The 16,371-nt window shown below is 69.5% G+C and carries 13 protein-coding genes; 9 read left to right on the top strand and 4 right to left on the bottom strand.

Annotated features, from left to right (window positions below; translation table 11 throughout):
• Nucleotides 1–28: 28 nt before the first annotated feature.
• From ACK4SC_RS03595 to recQ, 5 genes are all read left to right on the top strand, one after another.
• Complete coding sequence (locus tag ACK4SC_RS03595; RefSeq protein ID WP_409614899.1) at nucleotides 29–1,543, top strand: DEAD/DEAH box helicase; 1,515 nt, start codon at nucleotides 29–31, stop codon at nucleotides 1,541–1,543.
• Between the two features lie 206 nt (nucleotides 1,544–1,749).
• Nucleotides 1,750–5,763 carry an ExeM/NucH family extracellular endonuclease gene (locus ACK4SC_RS03600; protein WP_409614901.1) on the top strand — a complete coding sequence of 1,338 codons (4,014 nt, stop codon included), beginning with the start codon at nucleotides 1,750–1,752 and terminating at the stop codon, nucleotides 5,761–5,763.
• Between the two features lie 150 nt (nucleotides 5,764–5,913).
• Nucleotides 5,914–6,849, top strand: coding sequence for a cysteine synthase A (gene cysK / locus ACK4SC_RS03605; RefSeq protein WP_409614903.1), 936 nt, complete (start codon nucleotides 5,914–5,916; stop codon nucleotides 6,847–6,849).
• Entirely contained in the window at nucleotides 6,850–7,413 is a 564-nt protein-coding gene (gene epsC, locus ACK4SC_RS03610) for a serine O-acetyltransferase EpsC (protein WP_409614905.1), read from the top strand.
• A gap of 93 nt (nucleotides 7,414–7,506) precedes the next feature.
• Nucleotides 7,507–9,501, top strand: a complete 1,995-nt coding sequence (gene recQ / locus ACK4SC_RS03615) for a DNA helicase RecQ (protein WP_409614906.1) — start codon at nucleotides 7,507–7,509, stop codon at nucleotides 9,499–9,501.
• Between the two features lie 6 nt (nucleotides 9,502–9,507).
• Here recQ and trxA read toward each other — a convergent pair whose 3' ends face one another.
• Nucleotides 9,508–9,906 carry a thioredoxin gene (gene trxA, locus ACK4SC_RS03620; protein ID WP_409614908.1) on the bottom strand — a complete coding sequence of 133 codons (399 nt, stop codon included), beginning with the start codon at nucleotides 9,904–9,906 and terminating at the stop codon, nucleotides 9,508–9,510.
• A gap of 279 nt (nucleotides 9,907–10,185) precedes the next feature.
• Between trxA and ACK4SC_RS03625 the strand changes: the two genes are divergently transcribed.
• Entirely contained in the window at nucleotides 10,186–12,312 is a 2,127-nt protein-coding gene (locus ACK4SC_RS03625; protein WP_409614910.1) for an acyl-CoA dehydrogenase, read from the top strand.
• A 61-nt stretch (nucleotides 12,313–12,373) separates the two neighbouring features.
• Nucleotides 12,374–12,853 (top strand): methyltransferase family protein, encoded by a 480-nt coding sequence (locus ACK4SC_RS03630; RefSeq protein WP_409614912.1) that lies wholly within the window; start codon nucleotides 12,374–12,376, stop codon nucleotides 12,851–12,853.
• Between the two features lie 19 nt (nucleotides 12,854–12,872).
• Here the strand turns inward: ACK4SC_RS03630 and ACK4SC_RS03635 are convergent, their stop codons facing one another.
• Nucleotides 12,873–13,610, bottom strand: coding sequence for an SDR family oxidoreductase (locus tag ACK4SC_RS03635; protein WP_409614914.1), 738 nt, complete (start codon nucleotides 13,608–13,610; stop codon nucleotides 12,873–12,875).
• Nucleotides 13,611–13,723: 113 nt separating this feature from the next.
• A complete protein-coding gene (locus ACK4SC_RS03640) occupies nucleotides 13,724–13,996 on the bottom strand; it encodes a glutaredoxin family protein (RefSeq protein ID WP_409614916.1) in 273 nt (90 codons plus the stop codon).
• Between the two features lie 89 nt (nucleotides 13,997–14,085).
• Here ACK4SC_RS03640 and ACK4SC_RS03645 point away from each other — a divergent pair, with 89 nt between their 5' ends.
• Complete coding sequence (locus tag ACK4SC_RS03645) at nucleotides 14,086–14,571, top strand: rhodanese-like domain-containing protein (RefSeq protein WP_409614917.1); 486 nt, start codon at nucleotides 14,086–14,088, stop codon at nucleotides 14,569–14,571.
• Nucleotides 14,572–14,601: 30 nt separating this feature from the next.
• Here the strand turns inward: ACK4SC_RS03645 and ACK4SC_RS03650 are convergent, their stop codons facing one another.
• Nucleotides 14,602–15,363, bottom strand: coding sequence for a DUF554 domain-containing protein (locus tag ACK4SC_RS03650; protein WP_409614919.1), 762 nt, complete (start codon nucleotides 15,361–15,363; stop codon nucleotides 14,602–14,604).
• A 198-nt stretch (nucleotides 15,364–15,561) separates the two neighbouring features.
• Here ACK4SC_RS03650 and ACK4SC_RS03655 point away from each other — a divergent pair, with 198 nt between their 5' ends.
• A complete protein-coding gene (locus ACK4SC_RS03655; protein WP_409614920.1) occupies nucleotides 15,562–16,347 on the top strand; it encodes a hypothetical protein in 786 nt (261 codons plus the stop codon).
• The last annotated feature ends 24 nt before the right edge of the window (nucleotides 16,348–16,371 follow it).

Genomic DNA, 16,371 nt, shown 5'->3' on the forward strand with positions numbered 1-16,371 from the left:
AATGGGCGTGGGATAGGCTCGGGCGGCTATGGCCCGTCCCTCATCATCCTCTCGCGACCCGCGCAAGCGCCGCGGCGCCGCTGCGTCGTCCGGTCGCACCGGCACGGGCAAGAAGACGCACCGCCCCGACTGGCGGCCCTTCGAGCCCGAGCATAAGCGCGGCAAGAAGGGCGGACCGGGGCGCCACGCGAAGCCCGGCAGCGAGAAGCGTCAGGAGCGCAGTGAGGATGCTCGGGGCCGCGACCGCGCACACGCCGAGCCCCGCGCATCCCGGCCAGCGACCCGCGATGCGGCCCCGCGCACGCCGCGCGTGCCGCAGCCGGATGTCGTGCTGAAGAAGCTGAAGGCGACCCTCGTCGACCCGGCGTCGGTGGCGGGGCTCAGCTTCTCTGACCTCGGGCTCGGGCAGAACATCGTGCGGGCGCTCGCCGAGCAGGGCGCGACCTCGCCGTTCCCGATCCAGGCGGCGACGATCCCCGACGTGCTGGCTGGCCGGCACGTGCTGGGCCGCGGCCGCACCGGGTCGGGCAAGACCATCGCGTTCGGTGCGCCGCTCGTCGAACGGCTCCTGCAGAACAGGGGCGCCAAGAAGCTACTGCCGGGTCGGAAGCCCCGTGCGCTGATTCTCGCGCCGACCCGCGAGCTCGCCCTGCAGATCGACGACACCGTGCAGCCGATCGCCCGCAGCGTCGGGTTGTTCACGACGCAGATCTACGGCGGTGTGCCGCAGGGTCGTCAGACGGGCGCGCTCAAGCGCGGCGTCGACATCATCATCGGGACCCCTGGCCGGATCGAAGACCTCATCGAGCAGGGCAAGCTCGACCTGTCGGAGGTGCTCGTCACGGTCGTCGACGAGGCCGACCACCTGTGCGAGTTGGGGTTCCTCGAGCCGGTGCAGCGCATCCTGCGCCGCACCCGAAGCGAGTCGCAGATGCTGCTGTTCTCGGCGACGCTTGACACCCGCGTCGGCGCGCTCGTCGCCGAGTTTCTGCGCGACCCGGCGGTGTACGAGATCGCGGGCGAGACGCAGAAGACGTCGACGACCGAACACCGGGTGCTCGTCGTTGACCCGCGTCACAAGCGCGCCGTCGTCGAGGAGCTCGTCTCGGGCGACGGCAAGGCTCTCGTGTTCACGCGCACGAAGACGTTCGCCGATGAGCTCGCCGACCACCTTGACGACGCGGGCATCGCCGCGCTGGCCCTGCACGGCGACCTGTCGCAGGAGCGCCGTCAGCGCAACCTCGACAAGCTGACGAGCGGACGCGTGACGGCCCTGGTGGCTACCGACGTCGCCGCCCGCGGCATCCACGTCGACGACATCGCGATCGTCGTGCAGGCAGATGCCCCCGATGAGTACAAGGCCTACCTGCACCGCGCGGGCCGCACCGGCCGCGCCGGCGCCCGCGGGCTCGTCGTGACCCTCGTGTCGCAGCGTCGCCGTCCGGCGCTCGAAGAACTGCTCGGCCGCGCCGACATCACCGCTCGGTTCGACGCGGTGCGGCCCGGCGACCGACTCATCCGTCAGCTGGCCCAGCGCGCCTGACCCCGGGGATGCTCGGGGCGCGCTCCCGAAAAATTCACCCGGATTGCCTCGTCTGCGAGCGCGGCTGACGCCCGTGTGAACTCTGCGTGACTACTCATCTGAGCGCTTGGTTCACAGACATTTCTGTGCTTACTCTCTTGTCGACCCCCGTTTGGGGGTCGATCCACGAAGCGCCACCAACGCTATCCAAGGAGAGCACCGAACCGATGAGACAACTCACACCCTCCGGCAGGCGAACAGCGCCAGCCCGGGCGGCCGCCCTCGGCACCGCCCTCGCGGTGGGCCTCAGCCTCAGCGTCGTCGCTGTCGCGCCCGCCGTTGCTGACACCCACCTCACCCCCATCGCCGACGTCCAGGGCACGGGCAACGTGTCGCCGATGGTCGGCCAGACCGTCACCGTGCGCGGTGTCGTGACCGCTGACTACCGCGGACTGAGCGGCTACAACGGCATCGTTGTGCAGACGCAGGGCTCCGGCGGTGTCGACGACGCCACGCCCGGTGCCTCCGACGGCATCTTCATCTTCCTGTCGAGCAACAACCCGTCCGTCGCCATCGGTGACCTGGTCGATGTGACGGGGCCGGTGAGCGAGTACTTCGGCCAAACGCAGATCACGGCCAGCAGCGCGGGCTCTGTCGTGCTCGTTGAGTCCGGCGTTGACCTTCCTGAGCCGACGCCCCTGCCGACCGACGTGATCGGCGACGACCGCGAGCAGTTCGAGAACATGCTGGTGATCCCGACCGGCGACTACCTGGTTGCCTCCACGCACCAGCTGTTCAACTTCGGCACCCTGTGGCTCGCCCCCGGCGAAGAGCTCGTGAAGAGCACGGAGCAGGTGCGCCCCGGCCCCGAGGCGAACGCGATCGCTGCCGAGAACCGCGCCGCGCGCATCCTGCTCGACGACGGGTACAACATCCGCGTCGACAACAGCCGCTACCCCGGAACCCAGCCCTACTTCACCGCCGACGAGATCGTGCGCAACGGCGACGCCGTCGTCTTCCCCGAGGCGGGTATGGTGCTGCAGTACGGCTTCGATGAGTGGCGCCTGCAGCCGCAGGTGCCGATCTCGAGCGAGGGCCCCGACGGCTTCGGCGTCGAGTTCGACACCCGCAACCCGCGCCCCGAGTCGGCCCCGGAGGTCGGCGGTGACGTGCGCGTTGCCGCGTTCAACGTCTTGAACTACTTCACGACCCTGACGAGCGAAAACTCGAACGCCCGTGGTGCGCGCACCGCCGCCGAGTTCCAGCGGCAGGAGGCGAAGATCGTCGCGGCGATCAACGCGCTCGATGCCGACGTCGTCGGACTGCAGGAGATCGAGAACTCGGTGAAGCTCGGCAAGCCGCTCGACCAGGCCGTCGGCCAGCTGGTTGACGCCCTCAACGCGGCGGCTGGCGCTGGCACGTGGGACTACGTGCCCACCGCGGCGGCGCTCGACAACCCTGATATCACCGACTTCATCACCAACGCGATCATCTTCAAGCCGGGGTCGGTCGACCTCGTCGGCGACATGATCACGCAGGTCGACGAAAGCGTGTGGTTCAACGCGCGCGAGCCGCTCGCCGCCACCTTCGACGCCGATGGCTACCGCTTCACCGTCGTGGCGAACCACTTCAAGTCGAAGAGTGGGTCGGGCGTTGAGCCGGCCGATGGCCAGGGCTTCTTCAACGCTGACCGCGTCAACCAGGCGCAGGCGCTGAAGTCGTTCGCTGAAGAGATCGCCGCCGATGACGAGCGCGGCGAGAACATCCTGCTGCTCGGCGACTTCAACGCCTACAGCCAGGAAGACCCGATCGCGGTCTTCGCCGACGCGGGCTGGACCAGCCTCGTCGACGAGCGCACCGAGGGGCAGTACACCTACACCTTCAACGGCGAGCTCGGCTCGCTCGACCACATCATCGCGAGCCCGGCCATCGCCGCGAACGTGACCGGTGTGGGCGTGTGGGACATCAACGCCGCAGAGTGGGGTGACCGCGAGTACCGCTTCGGCGCGACGGACGGCACCTCGGTGTACCGCTCGAGCGACCACGACCCGATCGTCGTCGGCCTGTCGACCGAGGCCGCACCGGTCGAGATCGACATCGTGACCATCAACGACCTGCACGGCCGCATCGAGGCCGGCTCGGGCGTCGGCGGTGCCGCTGTGCTCGGCGGCCTCGTGAACGACGTTCGCGCTGAGAACCCGAACACCCTGTTCGTCTCGGCGGGCGACAACATCGGAGCCTCGACCTTCACCTCGTTCATTCAGCAGGACCAGCCGACGATCGACGTGCTGAACGCGATCGGCATGGATGTCACGGTGATCGGAAACCACGAGTTCGACCTGGGTCGCAGTGACCTCGACGACCGCGTGATTCCCGCGTCGAACTTCCCGTACATCGCGGCGAACATCTACGAGCGTGAGACCGGTGAGCCCGCGTACGACGAGTACTGGGTGACCGAGCTCGACGGCGTGCGCGTCGGCTTTGTGGGTGCCATCACCGAGGCGATGCCGACGCTCGTCACCCCGGCGGGCATCGCGTCGCTCGAGTTCGGAGACATGACCGAGGCCGTCAACCGCGTTGCCACGCAGTTGCGCGACGGCGACGAGTCGAACGGCGAGGCCGACGTCATCGTCGTGCTCGTGCACGAGGGTGCTGCCACCGCCAACATCGCGTCGGTGACCGACGACTCCGAGTTCGGGTCGTTCGTGACCGGCATCGCCGGCAACGTCGACGCCGTCGTCTCGGGGCACACGCACCGCGTGTACAACCACGAGGTTCCGGTCGACGGCCGTGAGCTGCCGCTGGTCGTGACGCAGGGCGGCGAGTACGGGTCGCACTACGGGCGCCTCACGCTCTCGGTCGACCGCGAGTCGGGCCAGCTGGTCGACATCGCCTCGACGGTTGCCCCTCTGCCCGGAGCAGCGCAGCCCGATCCGGCGGTCGCATCGATCGTCGCTGAGGCCGTCGCCTTCGCGGAGGTCGCCGGAGCAGTGAGCCTCGGCAAAATCACGAGCGACATCCGTCGTGCCGTGCAGGGCAATGGCAGCGAGAACCGCGGTGGCTCCTCCACCCTCGGCAACCTGGTCGCCGACGCTCAGCTCTGGGCGACGCGCGACCTGAACACCGAGGTGGCGATCATGAACCCGGGTGGCCTGCGCGCCGACCTGCTCTTCGCGGGCAGCGGGGCGGGCGACCCCGACGGCAACGTCACGTTCCGGGAGGCCGCCAACGTGCAGCCCTTCGCGAACAGTCTCTTCACGATGGAACTCACCGGCGCCCAGCTGCGCTCGGTGCTCGAAGAGCAGTGGCAGCCCGACGGCGCAACCCGTCCGTTCCTGAAGCTCGGCCTGTCTGCAGGGCTCGAGTACACGTACGACCCGACCGCTCCGCGCGGTGAGCGCATCAGCACCATCACGCTGAACGGGTCGACCGTGACCGACGCGCAGACGATCCGCATCGTCACCAACTCGTTCCTCGCGAGCGGTGGCGACGGGTTCACGACCCTCGCGCAGGGCTCGAACCGCGCCGACTCGGGCCGTATCGACCTGCAGGCGTTCGTCGACTACTTCGCGGAGTTCTCGCCGATCGCCCCCGACGTCGCCCAGCGCTCGATCGGAGTCAGCCCCGACATCTCGGGTACCACGCTGACGCCGGGCGACACGGTCGAGCTGCAGCTCAGCTCGCTGCTGTTCACGAACGCCGGCGACCGGGATGCTGTCGTCACGGTCAGCATCGATGGTCAGGTTCTCGCCGAGGCCGCCATCGACCCGACGATCGTCGACAACACCGACGAACAGGGTCGCGCGACCGTCACGTTCACCGTGCCGGACGGCGTGGACGGCGTCGCCGAGGTCGTCATCACGGTCGCCGACAACGGCACCGAGGTGAGCATCCCGGTGCTCATCGAGGCTGGCGAGCCGCTTCCCGAGATCGAGGTCGTGAAGGCGCCCAAGATCACCGGCCCGGTGGTGGTGGGCAAGACGGCCACGGTCGACGTCGGACGCTTCAGCGTCAACGGCGCCGAGGTGAGCCTCCAGTGGATGCGCGACGGCGTCGCCATCGACGGAGCCACCGACGCGCAGTACACGGTGCGTCTCGAGGACCGTGGCGCCTCGCTCACGGTCGAGGTGACCGTGACCGCTGACGGCTACGAGACCCTCACCGTCCTCACCGACGCGCGGCGCGTGCCGCCGGCGGTGCCGGGCGGGCCGAAGGCGATCGCCGCGTTGAGCGCGCAGTAGCCCACACGAGCATCCGCTCATGACGCGGGGGCGGCGGGGAATACCCGCCGCCCCCGTTCCGTTTGTGTCGGGGGGTTTCGCCGGCCGACCGCGCCGGCGACGCGACCTCTACGCTTGCATCACCGATCCACTACGACTTCGAGGAGCATCATGGCCCGCGTCTACGACGACATCACCCAGGTCTTCGGCAACACCCCGCTCGTGAGGCTGAACGCCGTGACCGATGGCGCGGGGGCGACCGTGCTCGCGAAGCTCGAGTTCTACAACCCGTCGGCGAGCGTGAAAGACCGCCTCGGCGTCGCGATCATCGATGCCGCCGAGAAGAGCGGTGAGCTGAAGCCGGGCGGCACGATCGTCGAGGGCACGAGCGGCAACACGGGAATCGCACTCGCCATGATCGGCGCCGCGCGCGGCTACACCGTCGTGCTGACGATGCCCGAAACCATGAGCGAGGAGCGCAAGATGCTGCTCAAGGCATACGGCGCTGAGCTTGTCCTCACGCCGGGCAGCGAGGGCATGAAGGGCGCCGTCGGCAAGGCCCAGGAGATCGTCGCGAACACGCCCGGTGCCGTGCTCGCCCGCCAGTTCGAGAACGAGGCGAACGCACAGATCCACCGTGAGACCACCGGCCCGGAGGTGTGGAACGACACTGACGGTGCCGTCGACATCTTCGTCTCGGGAATCGGCACCGGGGGCACGCTGACCGGTACCGGCCAGTTCCTCAAGGGCAAGAAAGACGACGTGCAGATCGTCGGCGTGGAGCCGGAAGAGAGCCCGATCCTGAACGGCGGCAACCCCGGCCCGCACAAGATCGCCGGAATCGGCGCCAACTTCGTGCCGGCCGTGCTCGACCGCGAGATCTACGACGAGATCGTCGACGTCAACATCACCCAGGCCGTGTCGATGGCGCGCCGTCTTGCCGCCGAGGAGGGCATCCTCGCGGGCATCTCGTCGGGCGCCACGGTGCACGCCGCCGTCGAGCTGGCGAAGCGGCCCGAGAACGCCGACAAGACGATCGTCGTGATTGTCGCCAGCTACGGCGAGCGCTACCTCTCGAGCGTGCTGTACGAAGACCTGCGGGCGTAGATGCCACTGCGGGAAGACATCGCGAACGCGCGGCGGCGAGACCCCGCCGCGCGTTCCGCGCTCGAGGTGTTCATCACCTCGAGCGGCCTGCACGCCATCTGGTGGCATCGCCTCGCGAACCGGCTCTGGCGAGCCCGCCTGCGCCTGCTCGCGCGGCTCATTTCGCAGTTCTCACGCTGGCTCACCGGCATTGAGATTCACCCCGGCGCGACCATCGGGCGCCGCTTCTTCATCGATCACGGCATGGGTGTCGTGATCGGCGAGACGGCCGAGATCGGCGACGACGTCATGCTGTACCACGGCGTCACCCTGGGTGGCCGCTCGCTCGAGAAGGGCAAGCGCCACCCGACGGTCGGCAACAACGTGCTCATCGGAGCGAACGCCACCGTGCTTGGGCCGGTCACGATCGGCGATGACGCGCAGGTGGGGGCGCTCGCACTCGTCGCCCGCGACGTTCCGCCGAATCATGTGGCGACGGGAATCCCGGCCGTGTCAAAGCCGCGCGGCGCGGCCGCAACGGCCGGCGCCGACGGGTTCTGGATCGACCCGGCCATCCACATCTGAGCGTCCCCGTCCACAGCACCGCGCCCCGCGCATCCGGTCACAGCTCCGTGGACCCCCGGGGTCTGCGTCGGCCGTGGCCGTTAGCCTGGGTCGGTGACGTCGACCGCCGAAGCCCTCCCCCAGCAGGTTCTCGAGCGGGTCTTCGGGTATCCGGCGTTCCGAGGCGAACAGCAGCAGATCATCGACCACGTTGTGGGCGGCGGCGACGCGCTTGTGCTGATGCCGACGGGCGGCGGCAAGAGCCTCTGCTACCAGATTCCGGCGCTCGTGCGTCGCGGCGTCGGCGTCGTCATCTCGCCGCTCATCGCCCTGATGAAAGACCAGGTGGATGCTTTGGGCGCGGTCGGCGTGCGCGCCGCGTTCCTGAATTCCACGCAGAGCCCTGACGAGCGGCGTGCGGTCGAGCGGGCGCTCGCCGCGGGCGAGGTCGATCTGCTGTACCTGGCGCCCGAGCGTGTCACGGTGCCGGCGACCGCCGAGCTTCTGTCGCGGCTCGACATCGCGCTGTTCGCGATCGACGAGGCGCACTGTGTCTCGCAGTGGGGGCACGACTTCCGGCCCGACTACCTCGCGCTGTCGATGCTGCACGAGCGGTGGCCCGACGTGCCGCGCATCGCGCTGACCGCCACGGCGACGGCCGCGACCGCCCGCGAGATCGCGACCCGCCTCGACCTGGGCGACGCCCGGCACTTCGTGGCGAGCTTCGACCGGCCGAATATCCAGTACCGCATCGAGCCGAAGAACCAGCCCCTGCAGCAGTTGCTGCGGCTGATTCGCACCGAGCACCCGGGTGACGCGGGCATCGTGTATTGCCTGTCGCGCGCGAGCGTCGAGAAGACGGCGCAGCAGCTGGCCGACCACGGCATCTCCGCGCTGCCGTACCACGCAGGGCTAGACGCGTCGGTGCGCGCGAACCACCAGTCGCGGTTCCTCCGCGAGGAGGGCATCGTCATGGTCGCGACGATCGCCTTCGGCATGGGTATCGACAAGCCCGACGTGCGATTCGTCGCCCACCTCGATCTTCCGAAGAGCGTCGAGGGCTACTACCAAGAGACGGGCCGTGCGGGCCGCGATGGCCTGCCGTCGACGGCGTGGCTGGCCTACGGCCTTCAGGACGTGGTGCAGCAGCGGCAGTTGATCGACCGCGGCGACGGCGACCCGGCGCACAAGCGCCGCCAGTCGCAGCTATTGGACGCGATGCTCGCCCTCTGCGAGACGGTTGAGTGCCGTCGAGCGCAGTTGCTTGACTACTTCGGTCAGCAGTTGCCCGGCGGCCGCTGCGGCAACTGCGACACGTGTCTCGCGCCGCCGGAGGCGATCGACGGCACCGTGCCCGCCCAGAAGCTGTTGTCGACGATCGTGCGACTGGAGCGCGAGCGTGGTCAGAGTTACGGCGCGGGGCACCTCGTCGACATCCTCGTGGGCAAGCAGACACCGCGAGTGCAGCAGCAGAGGCACGACGAACTGTCGACTTTTGGCCTCGGCACCGAGTTCGGCGAGCAGGAGTGGCGAGGAGTGGTGCGCCAGCTGCTCGCCCAGGGCCTCATCGCGGTGCGAGGCGAGTACGGGGTGCTGGGCATCACCGAGGCGAGCGGGGCCGTGCTGCGCGGCGAGCGTGAGGTGCGCCTGCGGAAGGAGGTGCCGCGTGCGGCCGGAGGTGCCGGCGGTTCGCGGTCGAAGCGGTCAGCCGCCGCCTCCGACCTGCCGGCCGAGGCCGGAGGGCTGTTCGAGCGGCTGCGCGCCTGGCGCGCCTCGACCGCTCGCGAGGCGGGAGTGCCCGCGTACATCGTGTTCGGCGATGCCACGTTGCGGGGCATCGCGCTCACGACCCCGTCGACACTCGACGAACTGGCACAGATCAGCGGGGTCGGCCAGAAGAAGCTCGAGCAGTTCGGCGAGGCCGTCCTCGCGGTTGTGCGAGGGGACGAGCCGCCGGTCGTCGAGGTGTCAACCCCGAGCGACCCCGCCGCGCTGTCGGCGCGGGCGCGCGCGTCGCGAACGGGCCGGCCGGTTGCGGCTGCCGAACCGCCGCCGTTCTTCGACGAACCGCCGCCGGATGACGAGCCGCCCCCGCCGGACGACTGGTGATCTGAGTTAGCGCAGCTCCTCGGGCGTCTCGTCGGCACCCTGCTGGGCCTGAGCCTCCGCGACCTGCTTGCGCACGTCATCCATGTCGAGGCCCTTCACCGCGGTGATGACCTGCTCAAGCGCGGGTGCCGGCAGCGCGCCGGGCTGGGCGAACACGAGGATGCCATCGCGGAACGCCATGAGCGTCGGGATCGAGCGGATGTTCGCAGCCGCTGCGATCGCCTGCTGGTCTTCCGTGTCGACCTTGCCGAACGTCACGTCGGGGTGCTGCTCGCTCGCCTGCTCGTACACCGGGGCGAACGCCTTGCACGGCCCGCACCAGTCGGCCCAGAAGTCGACGAGCGTGATGCCGTCCTTCGTGACGGTCTGTTCAAAGTCAGCAGTGGTCAGGTCAATGGTCGCCATGCCTCCATCCTCGCATACAACACTCATACCCCACCGGGTATTCACACAGGGCGAACGCGGGTCGGCGTTGCCGCGGCGCTTCCCGCCAATAGGTGGTGCCCCACTAAGGGAGTCCCCAGGTATGTGAGATTCCCCACAATCGCGACCGCGTGCATCCCGCGCCGATGGTGGCCCAGCCACCACGAACGAGCGCGACGATTCCCCGAGATCTACCGTGGGCATTACCACGCGCCGGCGCGACCTGCTGCCGGCCCATCACGTGCGAACGGAACACACACCATGACGCAGCTCACCGACAGCAGCACCCGCCCCGCCGCGCCCACCGAGGATGCCGTGGCCGCAGACGCCGCCGGCATCGCCCCGGCCACGGGAGAGGTCGACCTGCCGCTCGCGATTGACGTCGCCGCGCTCGGCGAACAGCTGCTCGGGCAGTGGTCCTACGCCCGCAAGCACGCGCGCGAACTCATGACGCGCCCCGAATTCCACCGCGACCCCGAGCTCGGCAAAGACGCCCACCGCGAGCGTGTGCTCGGCCAACTCCACAAGCTCGTCGAGGCGGGCTCGGTGCACCGCGCCTTCCCGAAGTCGGTGGGCGGCGACGAAGACAACGGCGGCAACATCGCGAGCTTCGAAGAGCTCGTGCTCGGCGACCCCAGCATGCAGATCAAGTCGGGCGTGCAGTGGGGCCTCTTCGCCGCCGCCATTCAGCACCTCGGCACCGAGAAGCACCACGAGACGCTGCTCCCCCCGACCCTGACCCTCGAGGTTCCCGGTGCCTTCGCCATGACCGAGACGGGACACGGCTCCGACGTGTCGGCCGTCGGCACCACGGCCACGTATGACCCGGCAACCGACGAGTGGGTCATCACCACCCCGTTCCGCGCCGCCTGGAAGGACTACCTCGGCAACGCCGCCCTGCACGCGAAGGCCGCCGTCGTGTTCGCGCAGCTCATCACGCGTGGCGTCAATCACGGCGTGCACGCGATCTACGTGCCGATCCGCGACGACAACGGCGAGTTCCTGCCCGGCGTTGGCGGCGAAGACGACGGGCTCAAGGGCGGCCTCAACGGCATCGACAACGGACGCCTGCACTTCACCGATGTGCGTGTGCCTCGTGAGAACCTGCTCAACCGCTACGGTGACGTCGACGAGAACGGCGTCTACACCTCGCCCATCGAGAGCCCCGGCCGTCGCTTCTTCACGATGCTCGGCACGCTCGTGCAGGGCCGCGTATCGCTCGATGGTGCCTGCACGGTCGCCAGCAAGCTCGCCCTGACGATCGCGATTCGCTACGGCACCGAGCGGCGACAGTTCGCCGGTGGCGACAGCGACGAGGTCGTCCTGATGGACTATCAGCGCCACCAGCGCCGCCTGCTGCCGCGCCTCGCTCAGACCTACGCGATGTCGTTCGCCCACGAGGTGTTCCTCGAGAAGTTCGACGCCGTGTTCTCGGGGAAGGACGACACCGACGAGTCGCGCCAAGACCTCGAGACGCTCGCCGCGGCACTGAAGCCGCTGAGCACCTGGGCCGCGCTCGACATCATCCAGGAGGCCCGAGAGGCGTGCGGCGGCCAGGGCTTCCTCGCCGAGAACCGCCTCGTGCAGCTGCGCGCCGACCTCGACGTGTACGTCACGTTCGAGGGCGACAACAACGTGTTGCTGCAGCTGGTGGCCAAACGCCTGCTTACCGACTACTCGAAGAAGTTCGCCAAGGCGGACGCCGGGGCGCTCGCCGGCTACGTCGTTGAGCAGGTCGGCGACCGCGCCTTCCACAAGTCGGGGCTACGCCGTCTCGCCCAGTCGGTCGCCGACTTCGGCTCGACCGCCCGCTCGGTCGGCTACGTGCGCGACACCGCGTCGCAGCGCCAGCTGCTCACCGACCGCGTCGAGACGATGGTCGCCGAGCTCGCCGGTCGCCTCCGCGGGGCGTCGAAGCTCAGTAAGAAGGACGCGGCCGAGCTGTTCAACCGCCACCAGAACGAGTTGATCGAGACCGCCCGCGCGCACGGCGAGCTGCTGCAGTGGGAGGCCTTCACCGAGGCGCTCGACCGCGTCGAGCACTCCGGCACGAAGACCGTGCTCACCTGGTTGCGCGACCTGTTCGGCTTCACGCTCATCGAGAAGAACCTCGCCTGGTATCTCATGCACGGGCGCCTCTCGTCGCACCGCGCTCAGGCGATCACCGACTACATCGACGGTCGCCTGCTGCCGCGCCTTCGACCGCACGCGCGAGCGCTGACCGACGCCTTCCTGTTTGAGGATGCGCACATCCGCGCCGAGATCGCGACCGGGGTCGAGGCGGAACGTCAGGAGGAGGCGCGTGCCCACTACGCCGACCTTCGCGCTCGCGGCCTCGCGCCCATCGACGAGAAGGACCTGATCGCCGGCAAGAAGTCGCGCAGTTAACTCTGACCCCCCAAGGCGCCCCCGCCGTGCCTCGCTCACGGCGGGGGCGTACTCTTCCCGCATGACGCGCGAATCCGTGCATCCCGCCCTCGCGTGGGGTCTTGTCGGTGCGCAGTTCGCGCTGCTGATCCCGCTCGCCGTCGCGCCGCGCGGCGACCTGTGGGTGCGGACGGCCGTCGTCGTCGGCATCGCCATCGCCCTCGTCGGCGCGGGCGTCGTCGTCGGGGTGGCGGCCGGCATCACTCTGGGGCGGGCGCTCACGCCGTCACCGATTCCGCGCGAGGGCTCGCAGCTGGTCACGGCCGGCGTCTACCGCCTCGTGCGCCACCCCATCTATTCGGGACTCGTGCTGCTCGGCGCCGGCCTTGCCCTCATCGGCGCGTCGTGGTGGCACGGCGCGCTCCTGCTCGCGCTGATCGCGCTGCTCTCGCTCAAGGCTCGGCTTGAAGAACGGATGCTCGCGGCCCGGTTTCCGGAATACGCCGACTACGCCGCACGCACCGGCCGCATTGTGCCGGGGGTCGGGCGGCGTAGCCGCTGACCCCCGGCACACCCGGCGCTTACTGCGGAGGCTGCAGCGCCGCTCCGACGGTCGCGCCACCATCGATGACGAACTCGGTGCCGGTCGAGTAGGTGGCGTCGGCAGCGAGGAACAGCGCCATCTTCGCCACCTCGTCGGGCTCGCCGAAGCGCGGGATCGCCTGCTGCGCCGTCATTTCGTCGCCGAAGCCGTCGGTCATGGGCGTACGAATCGGCCCGGGGTGGATCGACACGACGCGGATTCCGTGCTGACCGAGGTCGAGCGCGGCCGACTTGGTGAGACCGCGCACGCCCCACTTGCTCGCGACGTAGGCCGAGAGGTTCGAGTAGCCCTGCAGGCCCGCCGTGGACGAGATGTTGATGATGACGCCGCCGCCGGCGGACGTCATGGATTCGACGACGGCGCGCATCCCGAAGAAGGTGCCGGTGAGGTTGATGCCGATGACGCGGTTCCACTCCTCGGTCGCGGCTGTCGCGATCGGGCTGAAGCCGACGATGCCGGCGTTGTTGATGAGGATGCCGATCGGGCCGACGTTGTCGTGCACGTCTGCGACGACGCTGGCCCAGGCGTTCTCGTCGGTTACATCGAGGTGGTGGTAGACGCCGCCGACCTCGGCCGCGAGCGCATTGCCGTCGTCGTCGAGCACGTCGGTGATGACGACTTTCGCTCCCTCAGACGCCATGAGTCGCGCGTGCGCGGCGCCCATACCGCGCGCACCGCCGGTGATGAGGGCAACTTTTCCGTCGAGCTTTCCCATGATTCCTCCTTGAATCGGTGGTTGAGGTTCGTCGACGGTATCGAGGCGCGCGAGCGACCCGCCAGGGCCGAACGGCCCTACTCAGCGGGTGCTTGGGTGGCGTTTACCGCGCGCTACGAGGTGATCTCGAGCGCGTCGAGCTTCGCCTTCAGGTCGGCGTTGCTCGGCTCGACCAGGTGGCTGCCGTCGGGGAAGTGCACCACCGGAATGTTCATGCGGCCACTGATCGCCTGCGCGGTCTGCGCGGCGTCGGCGCTCTGCTCGACGTCGACCTTCACCCAGTCGACGCCAAGCTCGTTGAGCAGCGCCTCGCTACGCCGGCAGTCGCGGCACCAGTCAGCGCCGTAAATGGTCACGCGGTCGGGGGTCTCGACAGTGTTCGACATGGTGGGTGCAACAGCGGGATGCGCGTCGTTGTTCCCTGCGCTGCGAACGATGGGTGCGTCCCGCTCACACGCCGTCCTACGATGGCGCCATGACCGCAGCTTCTTCCACCCCGGTGACGAGTAGCGCGCTCGGCGGATTCGCCGAGCCGGCCGAGGCCGCCGCCCACTTCGCGCGGCGCCTGGCCCACGAGACCGACCCCTCCGACGTGGCCGTGGCGCTCGAGGCGGGCGAGCGGTTCCACTTCATCGACGTGCGGTCGCGCGAGGCCTGGGATCAGGGGCACGCGGCGGCCGCCACGCACATCCCGCGCGGCGAGCTGGCGGGGCGTCTTGCGGAGTTGGATGCGAGCATCCCGATCGTTGTGTACTGCTGGGGGCCCGCCTGCAACGGCGGAACGAAAGCCGCGCACCTGCTGGCGAGCCTCGGCCGGCCGGTGAAAGAGATGCTCGGCGGGTTTGAGTACTGGGCGCGGGAGGGTCTACCGGTTGAGGGAGCGAGCGGGCCGATCTACCGGGCCGCCGACCCGCTCACGGCGCCCGTCGTCGGCGGCGCCGCGATCAGCTGCGACTGCTGACGCGACGCTCGGCCCTCGGCTGAGCGGGCGCTAGGCCGTGCCGAGCACCCTCCCCACCACGATGGTGAGGATCGGTGCGACGACGAGCGCGGGCAGCAGGTCGCCCACGGCGATCGCGCGGATGTTCATGATGCGGATGCCGACGCCGAGCAGCAGCACGCCGCCGGTTGCGGTGAGGGCGGCGATGGCCGCGTTCGACAGCACGGCTCCGAGGGTCGCGGCGAGCAGAGTGAGCAGGCCCTGCCAGATGCCGACGGGCAGGGCCGAGAGGGCGACGCCCCAGCCGAGGGTCGCGGCGAACGCGACCGACGCGAATCCGTCGAGCACCGACTTGAGGGCGAGCTGGTCGATGCCCTGCCCGGTGCCGTCGCTGAAGGCGCCGAGGATCGCGAGCGGGCCAATGCAGAACACGAGCGAGGCGTTCACGAAGCCGGTGATGAACAGGGCGCGCTTGTCGGCGTGGGCGACAGCGTCGGCGCGGGTGAATCGTGACTGCAACCACCCGCCGAATTGTTCGAGTCGGTCTTCGATGCGCAGCGCCGAGCCGGTGATGCCGCCGATGAGGAGCGCTGCGAGCACGACGAGTAGCGTGCCTCCGGGTGTGACGGTGGCGACGTAGTCGGGGTCGGCGAGCGACGCGAGGTTCAGTCCGCCGAGCACGAGTACGACGAGGCCGAGCACGTCGGTGACGAGGCGGTTGGTGCGCTCGGGCAGGCGGTGGCCGATGAGGCGGCCGGTCGCGGCTCCCACCACGATCGCGACGACGTTGATGACTGTTCCGAGCCCGATCACAGCCGCAATCTTCGCACCTCTGGCGCGCCACGATTGTCGGTGGCAGACTGAGCGCGCTCCGTAGCGGGCGCCCCACAATCGAACGGCCCTGTCGCGACGCTGGTCGCGCATCCGCGTTGCTTTCTGTCGACGCGACGGCCGGTGGCCGCTCGCATGATTTCGGGATGCGCGTGGCGCGTCTCGCAAAGGAGGTGCGCCATGGGCGACGCCCAGCGCTTCGATGACCTGTCCGACGAGTTGGCTCGGGCGGTGCGCGAGCATCCCGAACTGGTGGGCCTTGCCCTCATGGGCTCGGCGAGCGAGGCCGGCCGGCACCGGCGCGACGAGTGGAGCGACCACGACTTCTTCGCCATCGCCTCCGACGGGGCGGGCCCGCGGGTGCGGGCCGACCTGTCGTGGCTGCCGCGGCAGGAGCACCTCGTGCTCGCCCTGCCGGAGGGCGGCGCGGGCGTCGTGGCGCTCTACGACGACGGGCACCTGCTCGAGTTCGCGGCGGCGCATCCGGGCGAGCTGGAGGGTGCGCTCGCCGGACTCACGACCGTCACCGTTGATGACGAGGCCGGCACCGTCGCGACGCTGATCGCCGAGTCGCAGGCGCGCGCATCGGCGACGACGGCGATTGACCCTGCGCTGGAGGCCGGACTTGCGCTGATCAAGCTGCGCATCGGGGTCGGTCGCGCGCGGCGAGGGGAGGTCGTCAGCGGCGGACTGTTCGTGCGCACGTGGGCGCTGCAGCACCTCGTGCGGGCGTTGCGCGGGCGCCTGCTCGACCCCGACGAGCCACACCGCGATCTGCTCGAGCCAACCAGGCGGCTCGAGCGCGTGCTGCCGCGGCAGGCGGCGGCGCTCGCCGCAGCGCTTGAGCTGCCGGTCGAGCCGGCGGCGCGGGCGCTCCACGCACTGATGCGCGACGAATTGGAGCCGGGCTGGCCGGAGTTTCCGAGGCGCGCGGCCGACGTCGTCGCCCAGCGTTTCGGGTGGTGAGCGTGCGGACTGCGTCGGAGTCGC

This window comes from Microcella sp. (assembly GCF_046293215.1).
GTDB lineage: Bacteria > Actinomycetota > Actinomycetes > Actinomycetales > Microbacteriaceae > Microcella.